Genomic DNA, 25414 nt, shown 5'->3' with positions numbered 1-25414 from the left:
ATACCGCGCCCTCTTAGGACGTTTGGCGGTTTTGCGAAAGGGGCTAAAGCGTCTGTTGGTGTGCCTTTGCGGCGGTTTTCCGGGGTTTTCGGGTGGGGAGACCGTGCGGTCCGTCGGGCGACACAAAACCGGGAGAAAAGCAAAAAAAAGGCCGAGCTAAAGCTCGGCCCAAGTCCAACAGGGAGGTGAAACCGCGATGAGTTGCCTCAATCGGCGGCTTCATTGCTGCATTTAAGGGCGGTTTGTGAATCGTTCAAGGGGTTTTCTGCGCATGCATTGCAATGCCGCCATGCGGAAATTGCATAGCCCTTGCCGGGGCCCCTTGCCGGGATTGGCGCAGATCGCGTGCCAATCCCAACCGGCATGGGCTCAGAGCAACTCGTCCTTGCGCATGACGCGGCGGTGAGCGTTGATTTCCTCGATGATGAAATCGCGGAACACCTCGATGCGTTTCGAGTGGCGCAGCTCTTCGGGGTAGGCGAGGAACACGGGCACTTCGCCGCTTTCCACCTCCGGCAGGACGCGGATGAGGTGCGGTGAGGTTTCCACGAGGTAATCGGGCAGGACGCCGACACCGAGATGGTTCAGAACGCCCTGCAACACGCCGAAATAGTTGTTCACGAAGAGCTTCGAGCGGATGTTGTGATCGTTCAGTTCCTCGACCAGACGGGCGCCTGCGGCGACCTGATGGGCATTCGGGTTCTGACAGATCAACCGGTGCTTGGTCAGATCGTCCATGGTTTCCGGGGTGCCGTGCTCGGCCAGATATTCCGGCGTCGCGAAGAGCCGCATGCGGATGTTCATCAGGCGCTTGCGGATCAGATCGGCCTGCGACGGCTCTTTCATCCGGATTGCGACATCGGCCTCGCGCATCGGCAGGTCGAGCACACGCTCCTCAAGCATCAGATCGATGTTGAGTTCGGGGTATTTCTCATAAAGCTTCGAGAGGCGCGGCGCGAGCCAGAGCGTGCCGAAGCCGGTGGCGGAGGTGACGCGCAGTTCGCCGTAGACCTCTTCCTCGCTGTCCCGAATGCGCGCGGCGGCGGCGTCCAGACGTTTCGCCATGGCGCGGGTCGCCTCGAACAGCAACTCGCCCTGCTCGGTGAGAATCAGCCCGCGGGCGTGGCGGTGAAACAGCGTCGTCGAGAGCGATTCCTCCAATGCCCGGATTTGCCGCGAGACGGCGGACTGGCTCAGATGCAGGGCGTCCCCCGCATGGGTGAGCGATCCGGCATCTGCCACCGCGTGGAAAATTCTCAGCTTGTCCCAATCCATACCCGTCACCTGCTCCTCCTCCTCTTTCGGACAGTTTACACGAAACTTAGCCCGAAAAGGTATTTTGGCCGCTTCATTCTTTGTTTTTGCTCAGACCGCAAGGGGATTGCCTTGCGCTACCACAAATTGACGCGAAGATATGAAGCAATTGCAAAGATTTCGGGCAAAGAGGGTTGATCGCAGGCAAACTGCCCAGGGCAGTGAGCGCATCGGACCGCGCCGAAGCGGCTGGCCGAATTCCGCGGGGACAGCAAAAAGTTGATGGATTTTCTGTGCGCCGAGACCTATTCACTATCGTCAAAGCCCGTGGTGCGAACCGGGCGCAAAAAGGTCTGAAGGATCGGGATTGATATGGCAGTCGGCATTTTTGACAGTGGTTTGGGCGGGTTGACGGTGCTCGATGCGGTTCAGAAGCGGCTGCCCGATGTGCCCTTCGTCTATTTCGGCGACAATGCGCATGCGCCTTACGGGGTGCGCACTGCCGATGACATTTACAACCTGACGACGACGGCGGTGGAACGCCTCTGGGAGGCGGGCTGCGATCTCGTGATCCTCGCCTGCAACACGGCCTCGGCGGCGGCGCTCCGGCGGATGCAGGAAAGCTGGATTCCCCGCGAAAAGCGGGTGTTGGGCGTTTTCGTGCCGCTGATCGAGGCGCTGACCGAACGGCAATGGGGCGACAATTCGCCGCCGCGCGAGGTCGAGGTGAAACATGTGGCGCTTTTTGCGACGCCCGCCACCGTGGCGTCGCGTGCGTTTCAGCGCGAGCTGGCGTTTCGCGCCATTGGCGTCGATGTCGAGGCGCAGGCCTGTGGCGGCGTGGTCGATGCCATCGAAGAGGGCGACATGATTTTGGCGGACGCTCTGGTGCGGTCGCATGTCGATGCGCTCAAACGCAAGATGCCGACGCCGGATGCGGCGATTTTGGGCTGTACCCATTATCCGATCATGCAGGACGCCTTTCAGGAGGCGCTGGGTGCGGATGTGAAAGTGTTTTCACAGGCCAATCTGGTGGCCTCGTCGCTCGCGGATTACCTGACGCGGCATCCGCAGATGGTCGGGTCGGGGACGGAGACGATGTTCCTGACCACCGGGGACCCGGCGAAGGTGTCGCGCGGAGCGACGCAATTCCTGCGACGAAAAGTCGAGTTCATCAAGGCGTGACGGGGTTCGGGGAGGGGCGTTTGCCCTGCGCCCACCCGTCGCAATTGCGATAGATTCAGAATCCTTCTAAGTTGAGGGCGCCTGTTTGAGCGAGGACGCGCAGCAGGGCCGATGTGAGAGATGACCACCATGACCTATAAAATCGCCATTCTTGGAGCCTCCGGCTATACGGGCGCGGAACTTGTTCGCCTGATCGCGACCCATCCGATGATGGAGATCGTGGCGCTGTCCGGTGACCGCAAGGCGGGGATGGAAATGGCGGAGGTCTACCCGCATCTGCGTCACATGGAGCTTCCGGCGCTGTGCAAGATCGAGGATATTGATTTCTCCGCCGTCGATCTGGCGTTTTGCGCGCTGCCGCATGCGACTTCGCAGGCGGTGATCAAGGAGCTGCCGCCGACCACCAAAGTGGTCGATCTGTCGGCGGATTTCCGGCTGCGCGACCCGGACGAATACGAAAAATGGTACGGCAAGCCGCACTCCGCCGTGGAGATCCAGAAAGAGGCGGTCTATGGCCTCACAGAATTCTACCGCGATGAGATCAAAGGCGCGCGGCTTGTGGCCGGGACCGGGTGCAACGCGGCGACGGGACAGTTCATCCTGCGGCCTTTGATTGCGGCGGGGGTGATCGATCTGGACCAGATCATTCTCGATCTCAAGGTGGCCGTGTCGGGTGCCGGGCGTTCGCTCAAGGAACACCTGCTGTTCGGTGAGTTGGAAGACAACGCCTTCGGCTATTCCATCGGCGGCAAACACCGGCATTTGGGCGAGTTCGATCAGGAATTTTCCAAAATCGCGGGCCGCGACGTGCGCATCCAGTTCACCCCGAACCTGATCCCCGCGACGCGCGGCATCCTTGCCACGGCTTACGTGCAGGGCGAAGCCTCCGCGGTGCATTATGCGCTGGCCGACGCCTATCTGAATGAGCCTTTCATCCATGTGCTGCCCTTCGGCCAAGCCCCCGCGATGAAACATGTGCGCGGCTCGAATTTCTGTCACATCGGCGTGGTGGAGGACCGCATTCCGGGCCGCACCATCGTCATAGGCACCATCGACAACCTGACCAAAGGCTCGTCCGGTCAGGCGATCCAGAACGCCAACCTGATGCTGGGGCTCGATGAGACCATGGGTCTCATGAATGTGCCCATGTATCCGTAAGGGAGCTGAGGAGGAGATCCCATGGCCGGTTTGAAAAACCTTAAAAAGACGCGCCGCATTCAGGTCTTTGCCGTCGCCGCCGTGGCGCTGGCGCTGTCCACCGGCATGATCGGCTATGCGATGCGCGACGGGATCAACCTCTACCGCGACCCGTCGAAGGTGAAGGCCGAACCGCCGCGCGCGGGCGAGATTTTCCGCTTGGGCGGGCTTGTCGAAGACGGCACTCTGGTGCGGGGCGAAGGCACGCATGTGACTTTTTCGGTGACCGACGGGGCGGAGACCATTCCAGTGACCTTCGAGGGCGTGTTGCCGGATTTGTTCGGCGAAAACCAGGGGATGATCGGCACCGGGTCGATGGTCGGCGGCACCTTTGTGGCGACCGAGATTCTGGCGAAACACGACGAGACCTATATGCCGAAAGAGGTGATGGAGTCGCTGAAAGAGACCGGGGTCTATAAAGAGCCGGAGAGCTGAGCCACTGTTGTGCTGCTGCAAGCGCAGCAAGTGTTTTTCTTGAAATCTTAAGAAATCTCCCCTTCAATTCCTCCTATTCCGGGGGGAATGAAGCATGTTTGAATTTCTTTTTGCCGTGGCCATCGTCATTGGCGGTCTTTTCATTCGCAATGCCAGGAAAGAGGCGAGGCGTGCCGTGCGTCGCGCGTTTAAACCGGCAGAGCCTAAGCCGCTCTATCGGCCAACACCGAAGCCTGCACCCTTCAATGAAAAAACGGCCAGAGAGGCTTTGGAAAAGCCGATCTTGCGGGGGAATGCTTATGTCGTCGATGGTGATACGCTGACCATTGCCAAGACCCAAGTTCGCCTCTTTGGTGTCGATGCGCCGGAGCTTAACCATCCTTATGGCAAAAAAGCGAAATGGGCCTTGGTCAAACTTTGCAAAGGTCAGTCCATACGCGCCGAGGTGACAGATGTGGACGGTCATGGCCGCACGGTTGCGCGGTGTTACCTGCCCGATGGGCGGGACTTGTCGGCTGAGATGGTCAAGCAGGGCCTCGCAATCGACTGGGCGAAATTCTCAGGGGGAGCATACAGATCCATGGAGGTGCCGGATGTTCGTCAGAAGCTCTGGCTTGCGGATGCGCGTCAAAAGGGGCGGATGCAGGTCTGGGAGACGTTCGAAGCCAAACAGAATGCGCGCAAAGAGCGCGAGTGAGAACTGAAACCTCTTCACGATGCGGGGCTTTTTCTCCCGCGTTTAAAGACGGTTAATTGCCTTTAAAAGGCTGTCCGAACGCCCAACTCCGGCGGCGTTAACCTTTTTGCGTCAGCCTCAACTCATCAATTTGGTGGGATTGAGGCCGATGAAAACAGTACAGCAAATCGCGATGGAAATCGTCGCCCGCGAGGGCGGTTACGTCAATGACCCCGACGATCCGGGCGGGGCGACGAAATACGGGGTGACGCTTGGCACGATGCAGCGGATCGGGCTCGATCTCGATGGCAACGGGCGGATCGACGAGGCCGATGTCAAACGGCTGACGCGCGACAAGGCGCGGGATATTTTCGTCGAGCATTATTTCAAAGGCCCGCGGATCGACGAGTTGCCGCCGGTGCTGCAAGCCAGCGTGTTCGATATGTATGTCAACACGGGCGCCAATGCGGTGCGGATTTTGCAGCGGCTTTTCAATGACATGGGGCAGCGCATCGCCATCGACGGGGCGGTCGGGCCGCAGACCATCGAGGCGGCGTTTATCGCCCAGTCTCTGGCGCCGAATTACCTTGCGGACGCTTACGGCATCGCCCGTCGCAATTACTATTACGCGCTGGCGGATCGCCGTCCGGGATCGCGCAAATATGCCAAACGCCGGGATGGCGGCAAGGGCGGCTGGATCACCCGCGCCGAAGAGTTCATTTCCCCGCGCTATCACCTGACGGAGGCCGAGCACGCCGCTCGGGTGGCGGCATGGGGCTGATCGGGCGGATTTTCGACGCGCTGTTCGGCGACGGGCGCAATGTGGTGAAGGACACGGCCGAAGTGTTCTTTGAGAACAAGGAAAACGCGGGCGCGCGGGAAGCGGGCTATCGCTCGGCGGCGATGCAGCAATTCGCGGGCGAATTCGCGACGGCGCGCACCGGCTATTTCGACCGGTTCATGGATGCGCTGAACCGGGTGCCGCGCCCGCTGATGGCTTTTGGCACCATCGGGCTTTGCGTCTCGGCCATGGTCGATCCGATCTGGTTTGCCTCGCGGATGCAGGGGATCGCGCTTGTGCCGGAGCCGCTGTGGTGGCTGTTGGGCACCATCGTGTCGTTTTATTTCGGGGCGCGCTATCAGGTAAAATCTCAGGAATTCCAACGCTCTGTTGCCTCGACCATGGCGCAGGCCCCGGTGGTTCAGGCCAATATCGCAGCGCTCCGGGCGCTCGATGCGGGGGCGCAGGGGCAGGGGCTTCCGTCCGGCTCGGGGTGGAGTGCCGCGCCTGTCGATGTGCAGGTCGATCTGCCGGGCGCCGAGGCCCCGAACCCGGCGCTTGCGGCCTGGAGGGAGGGACGTGATGAGTGATGCTCTGATTGGGGCGCTGGCCGAACACGGGCCTTGGGTGCTCATGGTGTTTTTCCTGCTCTATCGCGACCTGCAAAAGGATCAGGCGACGCGGCGGGTTCTGGATAAGAACACGCAGATCCTGATCGAGATGACCACGATGATCCGGGAGCGTTTGCCCCGAGGAGGATCGTGATGTGGAGGATCGTGATGCGGAGGGGCTGGATGGTCTGGCGCGGATTAAAAGCGGCGCTGCGGGAGCTTTGGCTGGGAGAGGCCCTGACCGCAGCCGTCCGGCGCAACCGGGAAGCGGCGGATGCGCTCGACGCGGTCGTGAAGGAGATGTTGAAGCAATGAAACAGGTTCTTACTCTCTATGGCGTCGTGCTTGGCGCTTTGGCGGTTGCGGTGGCGATGTTCGGCGTGGCGGAGGCGCTTGTGCTGAGCTTCGGGGCCATCGCGTTGATGGCGCTGATGATCTCCGGCACGTTTCTGTGGCTCTGGCAGGTGCGGGCCACGCCTCTGGCGCTGGGCATGTCTTTGAGCTGGGCCGGATCGGGTCTGACCACCGGTTGGTGGTGGGCGATGCAGGTGGCACAGAGCACGGTTTTGGGGCCGGTTACGGGCGTGGAGACGGTCGCATTGTTCCTGTTCCTGTCGCTCCTGATCTCGGGCGCGGTGCTTCACTTCTCGGTGATACAGGGCACGTTCGGGCTTTCGGGGCTGAAATTCCTCTGGCCGGTCGCGGGCGCGGTGAGCGTCTCTTTTGGGGTGCTTTTGATCCTCTGAGGTCAAAAGCCGGTGGGAAGAGACGGAAAGGGGCCAGGGGTGGCCCCTTTCCTCTGTGTGACATCATTTCCTTGCGACATCCGCGCGCAGGCCATTGGCGGAGCGCCCCCAAGCGGGTAGAACCTTTCTGCAACAGGGAGGCGCCTATGCTTGTAGAACTCGGACATTTTGCCCTCGTCATGGCCTTTTTCGTGGCTCTGGCGCAGACCGTCCTGCCGCTTTGGGGCGCGCAGAGCGGCAACCGCGCCATGATGGCCGTGGGCGAACCGGCAGCGATGATCCAGCTTGTGCTGATCGCGTTTTCCTTCGGCGCGCTGACCTATGCCTTCGTGACCTCGGACTTTTCGCTCAAGGTGGTGGTCGAGAACTCGCACACGCTCAAACCGATGCTTTACAAGGTCTCGGGTGTCTGGGGGAACCACGAGGGTTCGATGCTTTTGTGGGTGTTGATCCTTGCGCTGTTCGGCGGGGCGGCGGCCCTGTTCGGCGGCAATCTTCCGGCGACGCTTCGGGCGCGGGTGATCGGCGTTCAGGGCTCGATCGGCGTCGCCTTCCTCGCCTTCATCCTCTTTACCTCGAACCCGTTCCTGCGCCTCGCCATGCCGCCGATGAACGGTGACGATCTCAATCCGCTGTTGCAAGACCCCGGTTTGGCCTTTCATCCGCCGTTTCTCTATCTCGGCTATGTCGGCCTCTCCATGACCTTCTCCTTCGCCGTCGCCGCCCTGCTCGAAGGTCGTGTCGACGCCGCATGGGGGCGCTGGGTGCGGCCCTGGACCTTGGCGGCGTGGGTGTTCCTGACCATCGGTATCGGGCTTGGCTCGTGGTGGGCCTACTACGAGTTGGGCTGGGGCGGATTCTGGTTCTGGGATCCGGTCGAAAACGCCTCGCTGATGCCATGGCTTTTTGCCGCCGCTTTGCTGCACTCCGCCATCGTGGTGGAGAAACGCGAGACGCTGAAAAGCTGGACCATTCTTCTGGCGATCATGGCCTTCGGATTTTCGTTGATCGGGACGTTCCTCGTGCGCTCGGGCGTGATCACCTCCGTCCACGCTTTCGCCAACGACCCGGAGCGCGGCGTGTTCATTCTTTTGATCCTTGCGATCTTCATGGGCGGCGCGCTTTTGCTTTTCACGATCCGGGCCAATGCGATGCAGGCCAAGGGCGTGTTCTCGCTGGTCTCCCGTGAAAGCGCCCTGGTGATCAACAACATCCTGCTGGCGGTGTCGTCCTTCGTCGTCTTCATCGGCACGATCTGGCCGCTTATTGCGGAAGCCTTCTGGGGGCGTAAACTCTCTGTCGGCGCACCCTTCTTCAACGCCGCCTTCACGCCCTTCTTCGTCGCGCTCGCGATCCTTCTGCCCATCGGGGCGATCCTGCCGTGGAAACGCGCGCGGATGGGGGCGACCGTGAAAAAACTCATCCCCTCGATGATCCTCGCCTTCACCGTTCTTGGCCTGATCTGGTCGATCCAGACCCAGAAAACGCTCTTGGGTCCCATCGGCATCGCGCTTGGCACATGGCTTCTGGCGGGGGCGGTGCAGGATCTTTTGCTGCGCACCGGCAAGACCGTCAATCTCGGCCGTCTCACCCGTTTGCCGCGAGCCGATTGGGGGCGTCTTCTGGCCCATGGCGGGCTTGGCATCACCATGGCGGGGATCGCCGGGCTGACCGCCTGGACGGTCGAAGACATCCGCGTGGTGCAGGTCGGCGAAACCTTCGAGGTTGCGGGCTACACCATCGCGCTGGAAAAGGTCGAGCGGGCGCAGGGGCCGAACTATATCACCACCATGGCGACCATGGGCGTGTTCGAGGGCGACAAGAAAGTCGCCACGCTCCACCCGGAAAAACGCAACTACCCGGTGGCGCAGATGCCCACGACCGAAGCGGGCATCGACAACGGCTTTCTGCGTGACGTCTATCTGGTGATCGGCGATGTGCAATCGAACGGCGGCTGGGCGGTGCGCACCTATATCAAGCCGCTGGCGAACTGGATCTGGGGCGGCACGATCATCATGGCCTTCGGTGGGCTGCTGTCGCTGACGGATCGTCGCTACCGCGTCGGCGTCGGCGCGCGCAAAGCCCATGGCGCAGCGAAGGGAGTGCCCGCCGAATGAAACGTCTGCTTCTTGCCCTCGCACTTCTGATCGCCACGCCGGTTTTGGCCGTTCAACCCGACGAGGTGCTGCCGGACCCGGCGATGGAGGCCCGTGCGCGCGATATTTCCCAAGGCCTGCGCTGCCTCGTCTGCCGCAACGAGAATATCGACGAATCGAACGCCACGCTCGCCAAAGACCTGCGGCTTCTGGTGCGTGAACGCCTCGTGGCGGGGGATACGAACGATGAGGTGGTGGACTATGTGGTCGACCGCTACGGCGAATTCGTGCTGCTGAAACCGACGATGAATGGCGCCAACAAGGTGCTCTGGATCGCGGGGCCGGTGATGCTGATCCTCGCTTTGGGCATCGGCATTTCCTTCATCCGCCGCCGCGGTCGGGAGAGCGAGGTCGTCCCGGAGCTGACCGACGAGGAAAAGACCCGGCTTGAGAGCCTGATGCAGGAGTAACGCACCGCTTTGCGTTTCCTTTGCTGCTGCAAATACTCGGGACCCCCGCCGCTGGACACAAAGCGGCGGGTTTTCTATACAGTCCGCACGGTCCGCAGTTCACCGAGTCGCTGCCGCCTTTTTGGGTAAGCTGAACCTGCTCTTATAAAACCTTCCGGTCTTTCCGCGCGTCTCAGGCGTGGGCCAAGGGCAGCTCCCCGCACGACATCTGACGCGATCCACGGAGTGAACCGATGACTCGTGAGAGTATTTCCCTCACCCTTCCCGATGTGTCCGCCTTTGCGCGGGTGCTGAAATCCGAATTCGATGGCGGCGCGATCCCCGGCCATCAGAGTTTGCTCAATGCCATCGCCCGCGCGGGCGGGTATCGCAATTTCCAGCACCTCAAGGCCACGCAAACCGGCACCGACCCGGTCGAGCCGGTCGAGGGCCGCGCCGTCTCCCGCGCGCTCGCCCGCTTTACGCCCGAAGGCCTTCTGGAAAGCTGGTCCACCAAGCGCAAGGTGCGCCAGCATTGCCTTTGGGCGCTCTGGGCGCAGGTGCCGCCGCGTACCGTGTTCAGCGAGAGGACGATTTCCGAACTGTTCGACGGCATGACCGCCTTCCGTGACCCGGCGCAGATCCGGCGCTCGCTGATCGAAGACGGGCTTCTGGAGCGCAACCGCGACGGATCGCGCTATGTCCGGCTTGGGGCCAGGCCCGACGCCACGGCGCAGGCGGTGATCCGCGAGGTGCTCCGTCGCCGCAGTGCCCATCCGAGCGTGCCGGATCGGACCTCGTCTCTCTATGGTCTCTGAGCGCATTTGACGGAGCGTCTCTCTTCCTTTTACCCGCCAAGCTCTTATCTTGGGCACAAACAGGGAGAGAGACGCGCATGCAGTACGAAACCATCCGCTTCACGCTGGAAAACAACATCGCGACCGTGACGCTCAACCGTCCGGCGGTCAAAAACGCGCTCAATACCCAGATGCGCGCCGAGATCACCCATGCGGTGCGCGATGCCGGGCGATCTGCGCGGGTGATCGTTCTGACCGGGGAGGGCAACGCCTTTTGTTCGGGTCAGGATCTCGGCGACGGGGTGGACGCGGCGACGGCCGATCTCGAACGCACGCTGCGCGACGAATACGAGCCGATGCTCTACGCGATCCACGAATGTCCGGTGCCGGTGATCGCAGCCGTCAACGGCGTGGCGGCGGGGGCTGGGGCGTCGCTGGCGCTGGCCTGCGATGTGGTGATCGCCACGCAATCGGCGATCTTCCTTCAGGCGTTTTCGCGCATCGGTCTTATGCCGGATGCGGGCGGGACCTATATCCTGCCACGCACCATCGGTATGGCCCGGGCCATGGGGTCGGCGCTGTTCGCCGATGAGGTCACGGCGTCGCAGGCCGAGCGCTGGGGCATGATCTACGAGGCGGTGCCGGATGCGGATTTCGTGGCGCATTGGCAGGCCCGTGCGGCACATCTCGCCAAGGGGCCGACGGTGGCCTATCGCCACATCAAGGAAGCGATGCACGCCTCCTATGACAATACGCTGGAGCAGCAACTGACACTTGAGGCGAAGCTGCAAAACCATTGCGGCCAGACGCGGGATTTCAAGGAGGGCGTGCTGGCGTTCCTTGAAAAGCGCAGACCGAAATACGAGGGGCGTTAACGCCCTCTCAATGATCTGACAGGTTGCCGATCACACGGGACAGGAGCGCCGCGAAGGTCTGGCGCTCTTGCTCCGTCAGCCCGGCCATGGCCCGGTCGTTGACCTCGCCCGCCGCCGCCGTCGCCGCTTGTTCCAACCCCTTCGCCCGCTCCGTGAGCCACACGGTTTGAACCCGCGCATCCGCCTCATGGGCGCGGCGCGTGATCAGCCCGTCGCGCTCCATCCGCGACAGGGTGTTGGCCATGGTCGCCTGCTCGACGCCCAGCTCCGTGACCAGCTCGCGCTGGGTCTGCCCCTCCCGCTCCCAAAGCGCCAGAAGCACCGGAAACGTGCCGGTCGAGAGCCCCAGAGGCTTGATCTGTGCCTGAAGCGCGCGGGCGAAGAGGCGGGCCATCAGGTTGACCTGATAGCCTTCGGACCCGGTGCGGGTGAAATCTGTTTCTTTTTGTGTCTCTGCCATGGGACTTGTTTTTCACAAGATAGCAAGCTATTCAATAATAAATAGCAAGCTATGTAAATGGAGACTCATCATGCCGACTTTCCTTCCCAAACTTCACGCGCTTTTCGGCGCGACCGGGCTTCTGATCGTGCTCGCCAACTGGAGCGCCACGGTTATCACCCTGATCATCGGCGACAAATACGTGATCGCCCTGACCAAGCTCACCATCGCCTGGGGGCTTCTGGCGCTCATTCCGATGCTGATCCTGGCGGGGCTTTCGGGCAATCGTCTCGGCCAGCGGATGCGCGGGCCTTTGATCGCCGCGAAACAAAAACGGATGAAGATCATCGCGTTCAACGGTCTGGTGTTTCTCGTGCCTTCGGCTCTGATCCTCGTGCCGCTGGCGATGCAGGGGCAGGGCGGGGCGGTCTATTATTTGATCCAGAGCGTCGAATTGCTCGCGGGCGCGACGAATATCACGCTTCTGGGCCTGAATATGCGCGACGGGATGAGGCTTGGCCGCCGCCGGATTTCTCTCGCCTGAGGGCTTTCCGATGGTGCAAATACTCAAGAAAAAACCCGCCGTTTCCGGCGGGTTTTCCAATTTGCAAGGCTGAGAAAGATCAGCCGCGGTCTTCGACGTTCACATAGGGACGCAGGGCGTGACCGGTGTAGAGCTGACGCGGGCGACCGATTTTCATCGCCGGATCCTCGATCTGTTCTTTCCACTGGGAAATCCAGCCGATGGTGCGCGACAGGGCGAAGATCGGGGTGAACATCGCAGTCGGGAAGCCCATCGCTTCGAGAATGATGCCGGAGTAGAAATCGACGTTCGGGAAGAGTTTCTTCTCCGCGAAATACGGGTCTTGCAGCGCTTGTTTCTCAAGCTCTTTGGCGACCTGAAGCGTCGGGTTGTTTTCGATGCCCAGAAGTTCAAGCACTTCGTCGGCGGACTGTTTCATCACGGTCGCGCGCGGGTCGAAGTTTTTGTAGACGCGGTGACCGAAGCCCATCAGGCGGAACGGATCGTTCTTGTCTTTCGCGCGGGCGATGTATTCCGGTATGCGGTCCACGGTGCCGATCTCGCGCAGCATCTCGAGGCAGGCCTGGTTGGCGCCGCCGTGTGCCGGGCCCCAGAGACAGGCGATACCGGCCGCGATACAGGCGAACGGGTTGGCACCCGAGGACGAGGCCAGACGCACGGTCGAGGTCGAGGCGTTCTGTTCGTGGTCGGCGTGGAGCGTGAAGATACGGTCCATGGCGCGCGACAGGATCGGGTTGACCTCGTAGTTCTCGGCCGGAACCGAGAAGCACATGTGCAGGAAGTTGGAGGCGTAATCAAGATCGTTGCGCGGATACACGAACGGCTGGCCGATGGTGTATTTATAGGCCATCGCGGCGATGGTCGGCATTTTCGCGATCAGGCGAATGGTCGCGACTTCGCGCTGATGCGCATCGGCGATGTCGATCGAGTCGTGGTAGAAGGCGGACATGGCGCCGACGACACCGACCATGATGGCCATCGGGTGGGCGTCACGACGGAAGCCGGTGAAGAATTTGAGCATCTGTTCGTGCACCATGGTGTGGCGCGTCACAGTGTTCTCGAATTTCTCCATCTGGGCTGCGGTCGGCAGTTCCCCGTAGAGCAGCAGGAAGCAGACTTCGAGGAAGTGGGATTTCTCGGCCAGATCGCCGATCGTGTAGCCGCGGTGCAAAAGCACGCCTTCTTCGCCGTCGATGAAGGTGATCGAGCTGTCGCAGGAGGCGGTGGAGGTGAAGCCGGGATCAAAGGTGAACACATCAGCCTGGCCGTAGAGCTTACGGATGTCGATGACGTCGGGGCCTTCGGTCGGGGAAAGGACGGGAAGCTCGTAAGATTTGCCGTCGAGCGTCAGGGTCGCAGTCTTCTGAGTGTCTGCCATGGTCGTTCCTTCGGTTGGCGGTGACTTCCCCACGCTGCTTTTGCAGGCGGCGGAAGTTCCGCTGGTGGTCACGCGGACGCCCGGGCGGATCCCGGACACCGTCTTGGCTGACCCGTCCCGCAAAATCGGGAGGGACCAATTCCGACCCTGAGCCGGGGCGCAGGCTGCGCCGGGACTTCGGGGTCTGACCGGAACGGGGTTCCGGCCTGAATTTCGCACGTGACCGTCTCTAGAACGCCCCGGTCACTCCTCTTGCGACGCCGCTTGTGCGCTGATCGTCATGAAATCCGCGATCCGGGCGAGGCTTTCCTCGCGGCCAAGAACAAGCATCATGTCGAGCACGCTCGGGGTCACGGCGCGGCCGGCGAGGGCGGATCTCAAGGGGCCGGCGACCTTGCCGAACCCGAGCTCCATTGCTTCCATCACGCGGCCGACAGCCTCCTCCAATGCGTCGCGCTCCCAGCTAGCACTTTGCAGGTGCGGCGTCAATTCTTCCAGTATACCGTTGGATACAGACCCCAGTTGTTTTTCCGCTTTCTCATCCATGTCGACGGGCCGCGATACCAGTGCAAAACGTGCCTTTTCAAGGAGTTGAGGGTAAGTCTTGCTCGACCCCTTGACGCAATCGAGCGCCGCGCCCAGTCGCTCTTTTTGCTGTGATGTCAGGGCCGCTTCGCCCGCCGCCTCAAGGTAGCCCTCGATTTCGCTCAAGATTTCAGCATCCGCCATGATCGCGAGATGCTGGCCGCAGATGTTTTCGAGTTTCTTGGTGTCGAACCGCGCCGGGGCCTTGTTGATTCCATCGAGATCGAACCAATCCTTGGCCTGATCGTCGGTGAAGAATTCGTCGTCGCCATGCGACCAGCCGAGGCGGGCAAGGTAGTTGCGCATGCCCGATGCGGGGTAGCCCATGGCCTGATATTCCTTCACGCCGACTGCGCCGTGGCGTTTCGACATTTTCTTGCCGTCCGGCCCGAAAATCAGCGGAATATGGGCGTAGACCGGCACCGGCCAGCCCATCGCCTCGTAGATCATCATCTGGCGTGCGGCATTGGCGAGGTGATCGTCCCCGCGGATCACATGGGTCACGCCCATATCTTGGTCATCGACGACAACGGCCAGCATGTAGGTCGGTGTGCCATCCGAACGTAACAGGATCATGTCGTCGAGTTGATCGTTCTTGAAGGTCACGTCGCCCTGCACCCGGTCCTTGACCACGGTGACGCCTTCGCGCGGTGCTTTCACCCGGATCACATAGGGCATATCCGGGTAGCTCGACGGGTCGGCATCGCGCCAGGGCGAGCGGAACAGCGTGCTTTCCTTCTTGGCGCGGGCCTCTTCGCGGAAGGCTTCGATCTCGTCCTGGGTCGAGAAACATTTATAGGCCTTGCCCATCTCCAACATCTCGCGGGCCACCTCGGCATGCCGCTCCGCGCGCTCGAACTGGCTCACCGCTTCGCCATCGTAATCGAGCCCGAGCCATGCCATGCCTTCGAGAATGCCCTTGGTCGCGCTGTCGGTCGAGCGCACCCGGTCCGTGTCTTCGATCCGCAAGAGGAACTTGCCGCCACGGCCGCGGGCATAGAGCCAGGAGAACAGCGCGGTGCGGGCGGTGCCGATGTGCATATCGCCGGTCGGCGAGGGGGCGATGCGGGTGACGACAGGTTTGGCGGCGGAGATATCGGACATGGGAAGATTAACCTTTTGGTAACCATGTTGGCGGATGCTGTTTGTCACCGGGCATAAGGGAAGGCGGAAGGGGAAACAAGGGTGCGCGCCCTCAGGAAACTCGCACAGATCCCCCTCGACATCGTCGATGGTCAACGCGGGCGGCTGTTCCTCTGGACGCCGGTGTTTTACGCCATGGGGATCGGCCTGTTCTTCGCGCTGCCCGATGAGCCCTCGCGCGCGTTGCTGGTGGTCTGGCTGGCCTGTGCGGTTGCACTTGGACTGCTGCTCTGGCGTGTGCCGCCGCAGATTGCGCCCTTTGTCATCGCGCTTCTGCTTGTGCTGGCCGGGCTGCTTATCGCCGGGTTTCGCACGCAGAGTGTCGCCGCACCGGTGCTGAATTACCGCTATTACGGTCCGGTGGAGGGGCGGGTGATCAAGATCGACCGCTCCGCCTCCGATGCGCTGCGCCTGACGCTCGACCGGGTGGTGCTGCGCGATACGGCGCCGGGGCGCACGCCCGTGCGGGTGCGCATCTCGCTGCATGGCGATCAGCCGTTTGTCGTCCCGGAACCGGGGCTTCGGCTTGCCATGACCGCGCATCTCTCGCCGCCGCCGGGGCCGACCGAACCCGGCGGCTTCGATTTTCAGCGCATGGCGTGGTTCGACCGCCTCGGCGCGGTGGGCTACACGCGCACGCCCGTGCTGCGCGCCGCGGCCGTCGACCCCAGCCCGGCGCTCTGGGTGCACCGGTTGCGGCAGGTGGTGTCGCAGGATCTGCAAGCCAAACTGCCCGGCCAGACCGGCGCTTTCGCCGCCGCGATCCTGACCGGGGATCGCGCGGGCATTTCACAGGACACGGCGGAGGCGCTTCGGGGTGCCAATCTATCGCATCTTCTGGCGATTTCCGGGTTGCACATGGGGCTTCTGACCGGGGTGGTGTTCTTTGCTCTGCGGCTGGGCCTCGCAATGATCCCCGGCGCGGCGCTGAAATGGCCGATCAAGAAACTGGCGGCCGGGGGGGCGCTCCTCGCGGGGGCGTTCTATCTGGCGCTGTCGGGGTTCAATGTCGCGACCGAGCGGGCCTTTGTCATGGTCTCGGTCATCCTGATCGCGGTGCTGCTGGACCGGCAGGCGATTTCGCTGCGCACGGTCGCCATCGCGGCGTTGATCCTGCTGACGCTCCAGCCCGAAGTGCTCCCCGAACCCGGTTTCCAGATGTCCTTTGCCGCCACCACGGCGCTGGTCGCGGTGTTCTCCATCATTCGGCGGTTGCGGCTGATGTGGTCCTGGCCGTCGTGGCTCAGAACCATCGCGACGGTCGTGATCTCCTCCGGCGTGGCGGGCATCGCCACCGCGCCGGTCGCCGCCGCGCATTTCAACCGGATCGCGGATTTCGGCCTGATCGCGAATGTGGTCTCTGTGCCCTTGATGGGGGCGATGGTGATCCCGGCGGCGGTGCTGGCGCTGGTGCTGACGCCCATCGGGCTGCAATCGCTGGGGCTGGCGGTGATGGGCTGGGGCATCCGCTGGATTCTGTTCGTGGCCGAGACCGTGTCCTCATGGGAGGGTGCGGTCAGTCGTTTGCCGTCGCCGCCGCCCGCCACATTGCCGTTGATCGCGCTCGGGGCGCTGTTCGTCATCCTCTGGCGCGGGCGGGCGCAGCATGTCGGGCTGATCGCGGTGCTCTCGGGCTTCTGGCTCTGGAGCGTGGCCGAACGTCCGGCGCTTTTGATCTCCGACGACGGTGCGCTGGTTGGACGGATGGGACTGGACGGACGCGCGCTGTCGAAAGCGCAGGGCAGCGGGTTTGCCGCAACGGTCTGGCTGGAGAATGACGGCGATCTGCCGGATCAGGCGATGGCGGCCGCGCGCGCCATGCCGCCCTTGGACGTCGGGCCGCTCCGGGTGCGCCATGTCACCGGGCGTGGCTGGCAGGAGGCGGTGCGGGCGGCCTGCGCCGAGGCCGATCTGGTCATTGTGAACCAGCTTTGGGACGGGGATATGCCAGAGGGATGCCTTTTGGCCGATCTCGGCATGTTGCGGCAGAGCGGCTCGCTTGCGGTATCCCAGACGGGCGGGACGGTCACGATCCGCACCGCCTATGCCGCCTCGGGCCTGCGGCTCTGGAATACACCGGCGTTGCGTGGGGCGCATGCGCCCTCTGCGCGGGAGGTGAGGGCCGGGCTTTTGCCCGCCGCCATGGGATTGCGTTTCCATGAGGCGGGGACCGGGATGGGGCGTCTGGCTTTGCGCGGCGCACCGTGAGCATGAGAAAACCGCCACATTTGACTGTGGCGGTTCCTGACGTTTGGGCGTTGAGCCTCAATAGCTGCGGATCAGCCCCACAAGCTTGCCCTGCACCTCAACCTGATCGGCGGGCAGGACGCGGGTCTTGAACGCCGGGTTCGCCGCCTCAAGCGCGATCATGTTGCCCTGGCGTTGATAGCGTTTGAGCGTGGTCTCGTAGCCCTCGACCATGGCGACGACGATGTCGCCGTTGCTGGCCTGACTGGTTTCGCGAATGACCACGATGTCGCCATGGTTGATCCCGGCGTCGATCATGGAATCGCCTTTGACCTCAAGCGCATAGTGATTGCCGCGACCGGAAAGCATCGACCCTGGCACGGCCACGTTCATGGCTCCGTCGGAGATCGCCTCGATCGGCAGACCGGCGGCGATCTTGCCCATGATCGGCAGGTTGATCGCGGTCACCGCCTCGATCTCCATCGCGGCGGGGGGCGTGTGATCCGGGCGGTCGCCGTCGATCACGCGGGGCGTGAAACCGCCAGACTGGGCCGCGGTCGGCGCGGTGGGGGCGCCCCCGAGGCTTTCGGGCAGTTTGACGATTTCGATGGCGCGGGCGCGGTGCGCAAGGCGGCGGATGAAGCCGCGTTCCTCAAGCGCCGTGATCAACCGGTGAATGCCGGATTTCGAGCGCAGGTCGAGCGCCTCTTTCATTTCGTCGAAAGAGGGCGGAACCCCGTCCCTTTGAAGTCTGGTGTTGATGAAGTCCAGCAACTGGAGCTGTTTTTTCGTCAGCATCGGCTCATTCCTCTGTCCCGTCCTCTGGTCTGGCGCGGCCATCGAGAGGGTGTTTGTCTCTTGTGTGACCCAGCCTGTGTCTGAGCGCCGGATGTAATGCACCGGCACGGGAGCCACGGGACCGGAAATGCGCATTCTGGTCAGGGTGGCGGAGGGAGGAATGCCCGTCCCGACGCGTTTCCGACCAAAGGCCACGGGGCCACCGCTTTCCGTCAGTCCCCAGACGGGTTTTTGCGTGTGTTCTGAAAATGTTCTACCGCTGTTCCCGAAATGTGTCAATGTTCCTCTCCGTCTCACCAGAAAGCGATCTGTTGCGCCTTTGAGGAGAGTTGAGTGCAGCTTGGTTAAAACGGAGTTAATTTTGTCGGGAGCAGACGGTTTTTTACAGACGGTTTTTTTACAGGCGGATCACGTCGACGGTTTCGCCCGCCTTGCGCGCCGGATCGCCGACAGGGCGCAGCAGAAGCGCGTTGGCCTGCGACAGGATCGACATGAGCGAGCTGTCCTGACGCTCGAAGGGACGCACGCCGTCCTCGGTCAGGATCGCACGCATATAATGTTCGCGCGGACCGTTCGCGGAAATGTCCTGCAACAGCAAGGCTTTGCTGCGTGAGGCCGGGGCGGGGGGGAGCCCTGAAAGCGCGGCAAGCGCAGGCAACAGGAAAAGCTGGGCCGTGACCATGGCCGACACCGGATTGCCGGGCAGGCCGAGCATCACCGCCCCGTTCAGCGTCCCCGCCATCAGCGGTTTGCCGGGGCGCATGGCGACCTTGTAGAAGGCGCGCGCGAGGCCGAGTTTTTCGGCCACCTTGCCGACCAGATCGTGATCGCCGACGGAGGCGCCGCCGATGGAGACGATCATGTCGGCCCCCTCGGCCATGGCAAAGGTCGCGGCCAGCATGTCTTCGTCATCCGGCGCGATGGGCAGCATGCGGGCGACACCGCCCGCCGCTTCGATCAGCGCGGCAAGGCCAAAGGAATTGGACGCGATGATTTGCGAGGGGCCGGGCGTTTCTCCGGGCATCACCAGCTCGTCGCCAGTGGCGATGAGCGCCACGACCGGGCGGCGCGTGACGGTCACCTCGGGGATGTTCATCGCGGCGAGAAGGTTGATGTCCTGCGGCGTCAGGCGGCGCGGGGCGGCCAGCCGGTCTCCGGATTTGAAATCGCCGCCCAAGGGCCGGATGTTGCGGTTCCCGGAGAGCGTTTCCGTGATGGTGATGACATCGCCGTCGCGGGAGACGTCTTCCTGAATGATCACACGCGTGACGCCGATGGGCACCGGCGCGCCGGTAAAGATCCGCACGGCCTCGCTGTCGCCCATCGGGCCAGTGTAGCCATGCCCGGCGGCACTTTCGCCGATGACGTTGAACGTATCGCCAATGGTCGGATGATCGGTCACAACGCCGTAACCGTCCATCGCGGAGGAGGCAAAGGGCGGCTGGTCGCGCATGGCAATCGCATCTTCGGCCAGAACCCGACCCGAAGCCTCGCGCAGGGAGACGCGTTCGGTGCCGAGCGGGCGGCAGAGTTTGAACACGTTTTCAAGCGCTTCGGCGACGGTGATCATTTACTTGGCCTCATAAGTCCCGGATTTGCCGCCTTCCTTGCGCAGAAGGCGGGTCTGGACGATCTCCATGCCCTTCTCGGCGGCCTTGAGCATGTCATAGACGGTCAGGGCGGCGACGGTGGCGGCGGTCAGCGCCTCCATCTCAACGCCGGTCTGGCCGGAGGTCTTGACAGTGGCGCGAATGCGGATGCCGGGCAGGGCCTCGTCCGGCTCCAGATCGAGCGTCACCTTGGTGATCGGCAGCGGATGGCAGAGCGGGATCAAATCGGAGGTGCGTTTCGCCCCCATGATGCCCGCCAGCCGCGCCACGCCCAGAACGTCGCCCTTTTTCGCGGTGCCTTGGGTCACGAGCGCCAGTGTCTCCGGCGTCATTTTTATGGCGGACTCGGCGGTGGCCAGCCGGTCGGTCACGGCCTTGCCGGAGACATCGACCATATGGGCGTGGCCTTCGCCGTCGAAATGCGTCAGCTCCGCCATTATGCCGTAACCGGATTGGCGAGCAGCGCGCGGGTCGCGGCCTCGACATCGTCTTGCCGCATCAGGCTTTCGCCGATGAGGAAACAGCGCGCGCCATAGCCCGCCATATCGGCGAGGTCCGCAGGCGTGAACAGCCCGCTTTCGCAGACCAGCGTGCGATCCGCCGGGACGAGTTTCGACAGCGCGCACGTGGTGTCGAGCGTGGTTTCAAAGGTCTTGAGGTTGCGGTTGTTGACGCCCAGAAGCGGGGATTTGAGCTTGAGCGCGCGCTCAAGCTCCTCTGCGTCATGCACCTCGATCAGAACGTCCATGCCGTAACCGAAAGCGGCGTCTTCCAGATCGGCGGCCAGCGCATCGTCGACGGAGGCCATGATGATCAGGATCGCATCGGCGCCCCAGGCACGGGCCTCGGCCACCTGATAGGTGTCATAGAGGAAATCCTTGCGCAGAACCGGCAGGGAGACCTCGGCGCGGGCGGCCTTGAGAAACTCGGGCGAGCCTTGGAATGAGGGCGCATCGGTCAAAACGGAGAGACATGTGGCACCACCCGCCTCATAGGCGCGGGCGATGGCGGGCGGGTTGAAATCCGGGCGGATGAGGCCTTTGGACGGAGAGGCTTTCTTGACCTCCGCGATCAACCCGTAGCCGGTCTGTGCGGCGCGTTGCAGCGCCTTGGCAAAGCCGCGCGTGGGGCTTTGAGCGGAGGCTTCGGCCTCAAGCTCGGCGAGGCTCACGGAGTGCTTCGCCGCGGCCACTTCTTCGAGCTTATAGGCTTTGATTTTATCGAGAACGTTGGACATGGGGCAGAGATACCTTGCGGGGGCGGTTAAGGGAAGATGGCAAAGGGCGCGCTTTGAGGGTTTTCTGATGGGGTAAATACTCACTGTTGCGCCGTGAGTATTTGGGCCATCAGAAAGCCTGGGTGCGTACCCTGAGACGTGCGAGGCCGTGGAAATGCCATGTGTCGGCGTAAACTGGCGGTTCGGTGAGACGCAGGTTGGGGCAGCGGTCGAACAGGAGCGGCAGGGCGACGCGCATTTCCAAGCGGGCGAGCGGTGCGCCGACGCAGAAATGGATGCCTGCGCCGAAAGACGTGTTCTGTTTCACCTTGCGGGTCGGATCGAAGCGGTCGGGATCGTCCCATGTGTCGTCGTCGCGGTTGGCGGCACCGAGCAGAAGCCCGATCTTGTCGCCGCGTTTGAGCGGTTGGCCGAGGAAGGTTGTGTCCTCGTAGACCCAGCGTTGAAACAGGTGCAGCGGCGGATCGAAGCGCAGGAGTTCTTCGATGGTGCCGTCGATCTTTTCGTCGGAGAGGAATTCGCGCGGCGTGTTCTGTTCCAGAAGGGTTTTCACCGCGATGCCGAGGCTGTGGACGGTGGCTTCGTGACCGGCGTTCAGCAGGAGAATGCAGGTGGTGATCAACTCGTCGGTGGTGAGCTTCTCTCCGTCCTCCTCGGCGGCGATCAGCGAGGTGATCAGATCATCGGCGGGTTTGGAACGCCGCTCCTCGACGTAGGAGCGCATGAAATCGGAAAACTCGGTGGCGGCTTTGGACGCGGCCTCTTCGATGGCACGGGTGCGTCCGGGCGTATAGACGGCGACCATGGCATTGGACCATGTCAGGAGTTGGTCGGACATCGCCTCGGGCACGCCCAGCAGGCGGCAGATGATCCGCACCGGCACCATTTTCGCAAAAGTCGGCATGAGATCGAAGTCACCCGCCGGGAAACGGTCGATCAGATCGTTGGCGATCTCTTCCAGATCCGGGATCAGCGCCTTGATCCGCCGGGAGGTGAAGGCGCGGAGCACCAGCGAGCGCAGCCTTGTGTGCCGCTCGCCTTCGAGTTCCAGCATCGAGTGATCTTCGATGTCGTAAAAGGCGCGCAGATGGGCGGGGATGTCGGGTTCGAAGCCCTCAGGCGCTTCGCGGCCAAAGCGGTTGTCGCGCAGCGCCATAGACACCCCGTCATAGCCCGCCACAACGGGCAGGTTCAGGTCTTCCCAAAACACCATTTTGCCGCCCGCGCGCAGGCGGTCGTAGAACGGGTAGGGATCTTGCACGAAAGCGGGGTCGGAGGGGGAGAGGGCGAAGCGTTTCATGGCGGCGAAGGTGATCGCAAGCGCTTCCCTTTGCAAGCGGGAGTTTCTAGAGTCCCGGACATGACGACACAGGAACCGCCTCATGCCGGTGCGCCCTCGGAAGAGGTCGAGCGCCATGCCGCCCGCCGCCGGGTGTTCACGGCTCTGGCCGGGCTGATCGTTGTGGCGATCTTCGGGCTGGGCGTGTTCGGCTTTGCCTTTCGTGCCGCCCTCGATCAGGCGGCGGCGCGGGGCACGTCCGATCTGACGCTTTCCGCCGATCGTTTGACCACCGGGCTGCAACGCTACCGCGAGCTGGCGGTGTTCCTGTCCGATCATCCGACGGTGACGGCGCGGGTCACGGCGGCTGTCGGTGACGGGGCGCCGGAAGCCGATGCGCTGTTGCAGGGGGTGGTGGACAAGACCGGGGCGTCGTCGATCATGGTGGTCTCGACCACGGGCGGGGTGCTGGCGAGCGCGGGGGAGAGGCAATTGCCGAAAGGTGCGCAGGCGGCGTTGACACGGGCGCTGGACGGGGCGCTGGGCATCGCGCATTTCGTCGATCCTGAGGGACGGCGTCGCTACATGTTTGCCGCCCCGGTGTTCTCGTCCGAAGGGCCGCCCGTGGCGGCTGTGCTGATCTCCGTCGATATCGGATTGCTGGAATGGGGTTGGCCGTCGGAGCCGTCTGCGATCTATTTCACCGATGACTATGGCGTGATTTTCGTGGCGAACCGCTCCGAGCTTGTGCTGCGCGGCGGGTCTGGCGGGGCGTTGTCGCTGCGCAGGACGCATCTTCTGTCAGGGCATGATATCTGGACCCACGACATGGGGCCTTACATCCCGTCGCCCGTGCTGCATCTGACGAAACCGCTGCCCGTGGTCGGGCTGACCGCCGAGCTTTTGCTGGACCTGCATCCGGTGATCGCGCAGGCCGGGTTGCAGGCGGGGCTGGCGGCGGCGCTGGCGCTGGTTTTCGCGGCGTTTCTGTTTTTCGCCATGGAGCGCAGGCGCACCTTGGCGGAGGCCAATCAACGGTTGGAGGCGCGGGTGGCGGCGCGGACCGAGGCGCTTGAGATCGCCAACCGGGAGTTGCAGCACGAGGTGCATGAACGCCACGAGGCGGAGGCGCGGCTCAAACGCGCGCAGGCCGATCTGGTGCAGGCGGGGAAACTGTCGGCGCTGGGCGAGATGTCGGCGGGGATCAGCCATGAGCTCAATCAGCCGCTGATGGCGATCCGGTCCTTTGCCGAGAATGCCCAGGCGTTTCTGGAGCGCGACAAGCCGGAGAAGGCGGCTGACAATCTCGGGCGGATTTCCGAACTGGCGCGGCGCATGGGGCGGATCATCAAGAACCTGCGCGCCTTTGCCCGTCAGGAGCCGGATACCGCGACCAATGTCGAACTGACCGGGGTGATCGAGGCGGCGATCGAGATGACGCAGGCGAAAATTTCGCGCGGCGGCGTGACGCTCGACTGGGCACCGGGGGCACCGGTCTGGGTCCGGGGCGGTGAGGTGCGGCTTCAGCAGGTGGTGATGAACCTTTTGTCGAACGCGGTCGATGCGATGGCGGAGGTGGACACCAAATGCATCACGATCCGCCTGTCTCAGGGGGCTTTAGGGGGAGACCCGACGCGTCTTACGGTGGCGGACAGCGGGCCGGGGATCGCCGAGCCGGAGAAAATCTTCGACCCTTTCTACACCACGAAAGAGGTGGGCGCGGCGCAGGGTATGGGTTTGGGCCTGTCGATTTCCTACGGGTTGGTGCAGAGTTTCGGCGGGCGCATTCGGGGCGAAAACAGCCCCGAGGGCGGCGCGGTATTCACCATTGAATTGCAGCCCGCCGATGTCAGCGGGACTATGGGCGGACAGGAGGTCCATGATGGCACATATTGAACGCGTGCTTCTGGTCGATGACGACGCCTCGGTGCGCGAGGCTTTGGGGCAGACGCTGGAACTGGCCGATCTCGTGCCGACGCTGGCGGGAAGTTACATCGAGGCCAAAGATCACATTTCGCGCGAGTTTCCCGGTGTGGTGGTGTCCGACATCCGCATGCCCGGCAAGGACGGCTTTGCGCTTTTGGACTTCGCCCAGAAGGTGGACCCGGAACTGCCGGTGATCCTGCTGACCGGAGAGGGCGATGTGCCGATGGCGGTGCGGGGGATTTCCTCGGGCGCGTTCGATTTTCTGGAAAAACCCTGCGCGCCCAAGGACCTGATCGCGGTGGTCGAGAAGGCGTTGAAAACCCGCGCGCTTGTGTTGGAGAACCGGCGACTGAAGCGTCAGGTCGAACAGGGCGATGCCGCCGCGCGGCTTTTGCGCGGCACCTCCGAGATGTCGGTGAAGATGCGGGATGCGGCGCGTGCCGTGGCGCGTTCGGCCTCCGACGTTCTGGTGACCGGTGAGCCGGGGGTGGGGACGGCGAAGATGGCCGAGGTGGTGCATTTTTTGTCGGCGGGGTCGATGGCACCTTTCCTGAAATTCTCCGCCTCGGCGATGACGCCCGACACGCTGGTGCAGGCTTTTGCGCAGGCGGAGGGCGGATCGGTGTTCCTCGATGAGATCGTGCAACTCACCAGCCCGGCGCAATTCGCGCTTCTGGAGTTGTTGGAAACCCACGATCGGCCGCGTCTCATCGCCGGGACCTATGCCGATCTCTCGGTGGAGGCGGGCGCGGGGCGGTTCTCGCCCGATCTGTTCTACCGGCTGGAGGCGGCGGTGATCCGCATCCCGCCGCTGCGCGAGCGGCGCGAGGATATTCCGGTGCTGTTCCGGCATTACGTCAACATCGCCTGCGAGCAGAGCGACCTGCCGGTGCCGGAGATCACGCCCGATGTGATTTCGCGGCTGATGGCGCAGGACTGGCCCGGCAATGCGCGCTCCCTGATGAACGCGGCGATGCGGTTCGCCATGGGGCTGACCGAGGGCGAGGCGCAGGAGGAGCTGGGGCTTGCGGAGCAACTGGCTCAGGTCGAACGGTCGCTGTTGATCGCTGCGCTGCAACGTCACAAGGGCAATGCGACGGAGGCCGCGAAGGGCCTCAAACTGCCGCGCAAGACATTCTACGACAAGCTGACGCGGCATGGGGTGAAGGCGGAGGAGTATCGGTGA

Annotated in this window: 26 protein-coding genes; 17 read left to right on the top strand and 9 right to left on the bottom strand. The window is 63.0% G+C overall.

Going from position 1 to position 25414, the window contains the following annotated elements; all coding sequences use genetic code 11:
• Nucleotides 1-369 precede the first annotated feature (369 nt).
• Nucleotides 370-1275 (bottom strand): LysR family transcriptional regulator, encoded by a 906-nt coding sequence (locus tag V1475_RS17330; RefSeq protein ID WP_434290846.1) that lies wholly within the window; start codon nucleotides 1273-1275, stop codon nucleotides 370-372.
• Between the two features lie 351 nt (nucleotides 1276-1626).
• Between V1475_RS17330 and murI the strand changes: the two genes are divergently transcribed.
• The 13 genes from murI (at nucleotide 1627) to V1475_RS17265 (ending at nucleotide 11102) form a co-directional block, all read left to right on the top strand.
• Nucleotides 1627-2439 carry a glutamate racemase gene (gene murI, locus V1475_RS17325; RefSeq protein ID WP_434286628.1) on the top strand — a complete coding sequence of 271 codons (813 nt, stop codon included), beginning with the start codon at nucleotides 1627-1629 and terminating at the stop codon, nucleotides 2437-2439.
• Between the two features lie 129 nt (nucleotides 2440-2568).
• Entirely contained in the window at nucleotides 2569-3597 is a 1029-nt protein-coding gene (gene argC, locus V1475_RS17320; protein ID WP_479413747.1) for an N-acetyl-gamma-glutamyl-phosphate reductase, read from the top strand.
• A gap of 30 nt (nucleotides 3598-3627) precedes the next feature.
• Nucleotides 3628-4071 (top strand): cytochrome c maturation protein CcmE, encoded by a 444-nt coding sequence (ccmE, locus tag V1475_RS17315; protein WP_479413996.1) that lies wholly within the window; start codon nucleotides 3628-3630, stop codon nucleotides 4069-4071.
• Between the two features lie 115 nt (nucleotides 4072-4186).
• Nucleotides 4187-4768, top strand: a complete 582-nt coding sequence (locus tag V1475_RS17310) for a thermonuclease family protein (protein ID WP_479413746.1) — start codon at nucleotides 4187-4189, stop codon at nucleotides 4766-4768.
• A gap of 148 nt (nucleotides 4769-4916) precedes the next feature.
• Nucleotides 4917-5528, top strand: a complete 612-nt coding sequence (locus V1475_RS17305; protein WP_479413745.1) for a holin-associated N-acetylmuramidase — start codon at nucleotides 4917-4919, stop codon at nucleotides 5526-5528.
• Nucleotides 5519-6118, top strand: coding sequence for a holin family protein (locus V1475_RS17300; RefSeq protein WP_479413744.1), 600 nt, complete (start codon nucleotides 5519-5521; stop codon nucleotides 6116-6118). The genes V1475_RS17305 and V1475_RS17300 overlap by 10 nt, the downstream gene beginning before the upstream one ends.
• Entirely contained in the window at nucleotides 6111-6293 is a 183-nt protein-coding gene (locus V1475_RS17295; RefSeq protein WP_434286632.1) for a hypothetical protein, read from the top strand. The genes V1475_RS17300 and V1475_RS17295 overlap by 8 nt, the downstream gene beginning before the upstream one ends.
• On the top strand, nucleotides 6293-6454 hold the full coding sequence (locus tag V1475_RS17290) for a hypothetical protein (protein ID WP_479413743.1): 162 nt from the start codon (nucleotides 6293-6295) through the stop codon (nucleotides 6452-6454). Before V1475_RS17295 ends, V1475_RS17290 begins: the two co-directional genes overlap by 1 nt.
• Nucleotides 6451-6885: a hypothetical protein gene (locus V1475_RS17285; protein ID WP_479413742.1), complete on the top strand. Its 435-nt coding sequence runs from the start codon at nucleotides 6451-6453 to the stop codon at nucleotides 6883-6885. The genes V1475_RS17290 and V1475_RS17285 overlap by 4 nt, the downstream gene beginning before the upstream one ends.
• A gap of 146 nt (nucleotides 6886-7031) precedes the next feature.
• A complete protein-coding gene (locus V1475_RS17280) occupies nucleotides 7032-9002 on the top strand; it encodes a heme lyase CcmF/NrfE family subunit (protein WP_479413741.1) in 1971 nt (656 codons plus the stop codon).
• Nucleotides 8999-9451: a cytochrome c-type biogenesis protein gene (locus V1475_RS17275; protein WP_479413740.1), complete on the top strand. Its 453-nt coding sequence runs from the start codon at nucleotides 8999-9001 to the stop codon at nucleotides 9449-9451. The genes V1475_RS17280 and V1475_RS17275 overlap by 4 nt, the downstream gene beginning before the upstream one ends.
• A 233-nt stretch (nucleotides 9452-9684) precedes the next feature.
• Nucleotides 9685-10248: a DUF2087 domain-containing protein gene (locus V1475_RS17270; protein WP_479413739.1), complete on the top strand. Its 564-nt coding sequence runs from the start codon at nucleotides 9685-9687 to the stop codon at nucleotides 10246-10248.
• A gap of 77 nt (nucleotides 10249-10325) precedes the next feature.
• Nucleotides 10326-11102 carry an enoyl-CoA hydratase-related protein gene (locus tag V1475_RS17265; RefSeq protein ID WP_479413738.1) on the top strand — a complete coding sequence of 259 codons (777 nt, stop codon included), beginning with the start codon at nucleotides 10326-10328 and terminating at the stop codon, nucleotides 11100-11102.
• A 7-nt stretch (nucleotides 11103-11109) separates the two neighbouring features.
• On the opposite strand, the gene V1475_RS17260 is transcribed toward V1475_RS17265, so the two are convergent.
• Entirely contained in the window at nucleotides 11110-11562 is a 453-nt protein-coding gene (locus V1475_RS17260) for a MarR family winged helix-turn-helix transcriptional regulator (protein ID WP_479413737.1), read from the bottom strand.
• A gap of 70 nt (nucleotides 11563-11632) precedes the next feature.
• Here V1475_RS17260 and V1475_RS17255 point away from each other — a divergent pair, with 70 nt between their 5' ends.
• A complete protein-coding gene (locus V1475_RS17255) occupies nucleotides 11633-12085 on the top strand; it encodes a hypothetical protein (RefSeq protein WP_434286641.1) in 453 nt (150 codons plus the stop codon).
• 79 nt (nucleotides 12086-12164) lie between these two features.
• Here the strand turns inward: V1475_RS17255 and V1475_RS17250 are convergent, their stop codons facing one another.
• Nucleotides 12165-13463 (bottom strand): citrate synthase, encoded by a 1299-nt coding sequence (locus V1475_RS17250; protein ID WP_479413736.1) that lies wholly within the window; start codon nucleotides 13461-13463, stop codon nucleotides 12165-12167.
• Between the two features lie 243 nt (nucleotides 13464-13706).
• Nucleotides 13707-15152, bottom strand: a complete 1446-nt coding sequence (gltX, locus tag V1475_RS17245) for a glutamate--tRNA ligase (RefSeq protein ID WP_479413735.1) — start codon at nucleotides 15150-15152, stop codon at nucleotides 13707-13709.
• An 81-nt stretch (nucleotides 15153-15233) separates the two neighbouring features.
• Between gltX and V1475_RS17240 the strand changes: the two genes are divergently transcribed.
• Nucleotides 15234-17399, top strand: a complete 2166-nt coding sequence (locus tag V1475_RS17240) for a ComEC/Rec2 family competence protein (RefSeq protein WP_479413734.1) — start codon at nucleotides 15234-15236, stop codon at nucleotides 17397-17399.
• A 57-nt stretch (nucleotides 17400-17456) separates the two neighbouring features.
• Here the strand turns inward: V1475_RS17240 and lexA are convergent, their stop codons facing one another.
• The 5 genes from lexA to V1475_RS17215 form a co-directional block, all read right to left on the bottom strand.
• Nucleotides 17457-18176: a transcriptional repressor LexA gene (gene lexA / locus V1475_RS17235; RefSeq protein WP_479413733.1), complete on the bottom strand. Its 720-nt coding sequence runs from the start codon at nucleotides 18174-18176 to the stop codon at nucleotides 17457-17459.
• Nucleotides 18177-18573: 397 nt separating this feature from the next.
• Nucleotides 18574-19746: a molybdopterin molybdotransferase MoeA gene (locus tag V1475_RS17230; protein WP_479413732.1), complete on the bottom strand. Its 1173-nt coding sequence runs from the start codon at nucleotides 19744-19746 to the stop codon at nucleotides 18574-18576.
• Nucleotides 19747-20223: a cyclic pyranopterin monophosphate synthase MoaC gene (gene moaC, locus V1475_RS17225; protein ID WP_479413731.1), complete on the bottom strand. Its 477-nt coding sequence runs from the start codon at nucleotides 20221-20223 to the stop codon at nucleotides 19747-19749.
• On the bottom strand, nucleotides 20223-21023 hold the full coding sequence (trpC, locus tag V1475_RS17220; protein ID WP_479413730.1) for an indole-3-glycerol phosphate synthase TrpC: 801 nt from the start codon (nucleotides 21021-21023) through the stop codon (nucleotides 20223-20225). Before trpC ends, moaC begins: the two co-directional genes overlap by 1 nt.
• Nucleotides 21024-21132: 109 nt before the next feature.
• Nucleotides 21133-22323: a cytochrome P450 gene (locus V1475_RS17215; RefSeq protein ID WP_479413995.1), complete on the bottom strand. Its 1191-nt coding sequence runs from the start codon at nucleotides 22321-22323 to the stop codon at nucleotides 21133-21135.
• Nucleotides 22324-22383: 60 nt separating this feature from the next.
• Between V1475_RS17215 and V1475_RS17210 the strand changes: the two genes are divergently transcribed.
• Together V1475_RS17210 and V1475_RS17205 are read left to right on the top strand one after the other, a co-directional pair.
• On the top strand, nucleotides 22384-24198 hold the full coding sequence (locus tag V1475_RS17210; protein WP_479413729.1) for a sensor histidine kinase: 1815 nt from the start codon (nucleotides 22384-22386) through the stop codon (nucleotides 24196-24198).
• On the top strand, nucleotides 24182-25414 hold the full coding sequence (locus V1475_RS17205) for a sigma-54-dependent transcriptional regulator (protein ID WP_479413728.1): 1233 nt from the start codon (nucleotides 24182-24184) through the stop codon (nucleotides 25412-25414). Before V1475_RS17210 ends, V1475_RS17205 begins: the two co-directional genes overlap by 17 nt.

Source organism: Celeribacter sp. SCSIO 80838, from assembly GCF_056498065.1.
This window is presented reverse-complemented; position numbering and strand designations above follow the sequence as displayed.

Excerpts from the sequence above, each read along its gene's own strand:
- V1475_RS17330 (WP_434290846.1), bottom strand. The coding sequence starts at position 1,275 with ATGGATTGGGACAAGCTGAGAATTTTCCACGCGGTGGCAGATGCCGGA.
- murI (WP_434286628.1), top strand. The coding sequence starts at position 1,627 with ATGGCAGTCGGCATTTTTGACAGTGGTTTGGGCGGGTTGACGGTGCTC.
- argC (WP_479413747.1), top strand. The coding sequence starts at position 2,569 with ATGACCTATAAAATCGCCATTCTTGGAGCCTCCGGCTATACGGGCGCG.
- V1475_RS17305 (WP_479413745.1), top strand. The coding sequence starts at position 4,917 with ATGAAAACAGTACAGCAAATCGCGATGGAAATCGTCGCCCGCGAGGGC.
- V1475_RS17300 (WP_479413744.1), top strand. The coding sequence starts at position 5,519 with ATGGGGCTGATCGGGCGGATTTTCGACGCGCTGTTCGGCGACGGGCGC.
- V1475_RS17295 (WP_434286632.1), top strand. The coding sequence starts at position 6,111 with ATGAGTGATGCTCTGATTGGGGCGCTGGCCGAACACGGGCCTTGGGTG.
- V1475_RS17290 (WP_479413743.1), top strand. The coding sequence starts at position 6,293 with ATGTGGAGGATCGTGATGCGGAGGGGCTGGATGGTCTGGCGCGGATTA.
- V1475_RS17285 (WP_479413742.1), top strand. The coding sequence starts at position 6,451 with ATGAAACAGGTTCTTACTCTCTATGGCGTCGTGCTTGGCGCTTTGGCG.
- V1475_RS17280 (WP_479413741.1), top strand. The coding sequence starts at position 7,032 with ATGCTTGTAGAACTCGGACATTTTGCCCTCGTCATGGCCTTTTTCGTG.
- V1475_RS17275 (WP_479413740.1), top strand. The coding sequence starts at position 8,999 with ATGAAACGTCTGCTTCTTGCCCTCGCACTTCTGATCGCCACGCCGGTT.
- V1475_RS17270 (WP_479413739.1), top strand. The coding sequence starts at position 9,685 with ATGACTCGTGAGAGTATTTCCCTCACCCTTCCCGATGTGTCCGCCTTT.
- V1475_RS17265 (WP_479413738.1), top strand. The coding sequence starts at position 10,326 with ATGCAGTACGAAACCATCCGCTTCACGCTGGAAAACAACATCGCGACC.
- V1475_RS17260 (WP_479413737.1), bottom strand. The coding sequence starts at position 11,562 with ATGGCAGAGACACAAAAAGAAACAGATTTCACCCGCACCGGGTCCGAA.
- V1475_RS17255 (WP_434286641.1), top strand. The coding sequence starts at position 11,633 with ATGCCGACTTTCCTTCCCAAACTTCACGCGCTTTTCGGCGCGACCGGG.
- V1475_RS17250 (WP_479413736.1), bottom strand. The coding sequence starts at position 13,463 with ATGGCAGACACTCAGAAGACTGCGACCCTGACGCTCGACGGCAAATCT.
- gltX (WP_479413735.1), bottom strand. The coding sequence starts at position 15,152 with ATGTCCGATATCTCCGCCGCCAAACCTGTCGTCACCCGCATCGCCCCC.
- lexA (WP_479413733.1), bottom strand. The coding sequence starts at position 18,176 with ATGCTGACGAAAAAACAGCTCCAGTTGCTGGACTTCATCAACACCAGA.
- V1475_RS17230 (WP_479413732.1), bottom strand. The coding sequence starts at position 19,746 with ATGATCACCGTCGCCGAAGCGCTTGAAAACGTGTTCAAACTCTGCCGC.
- moaC (WP_479413731.1), bottom strand. The coding sequence starts at position 20,223 with ATGGCGGAGCTGACGCATTTCGACGGCGAAGGCCACGCCCATATGGTC.
- trpC (WP_479413730.1), bottom strand. The coding sequence starts at position 21,023 with ATGTCCAACGTTCTCGATAAAATCAAAGCCTATAAGCTCGAAGAAGTG.
- V1475_RS17215 (WP_479413995.1), bottom strand. The coding sequence starts at position 22,323 with ATGAAACGCTTCGCCCTCTCCCCCTCCGACCCCGCTTTCGTGCAAGAT.
- V1475_RS17210 (WP_479413729.1), top strand. The coding sequence starts at position 22,384 with ATGACGACACAGGAACCGCCTCATGCCGGTGCGCCCTCGGAAGAGGTC.
- V1475_RS17205 (WP_479413728.1), top strand. The coding sequence starts at position 24,182 with ATGATGGCACATATTGAACGCGTGCTTCTGGTCGATGACGACGCCTCG.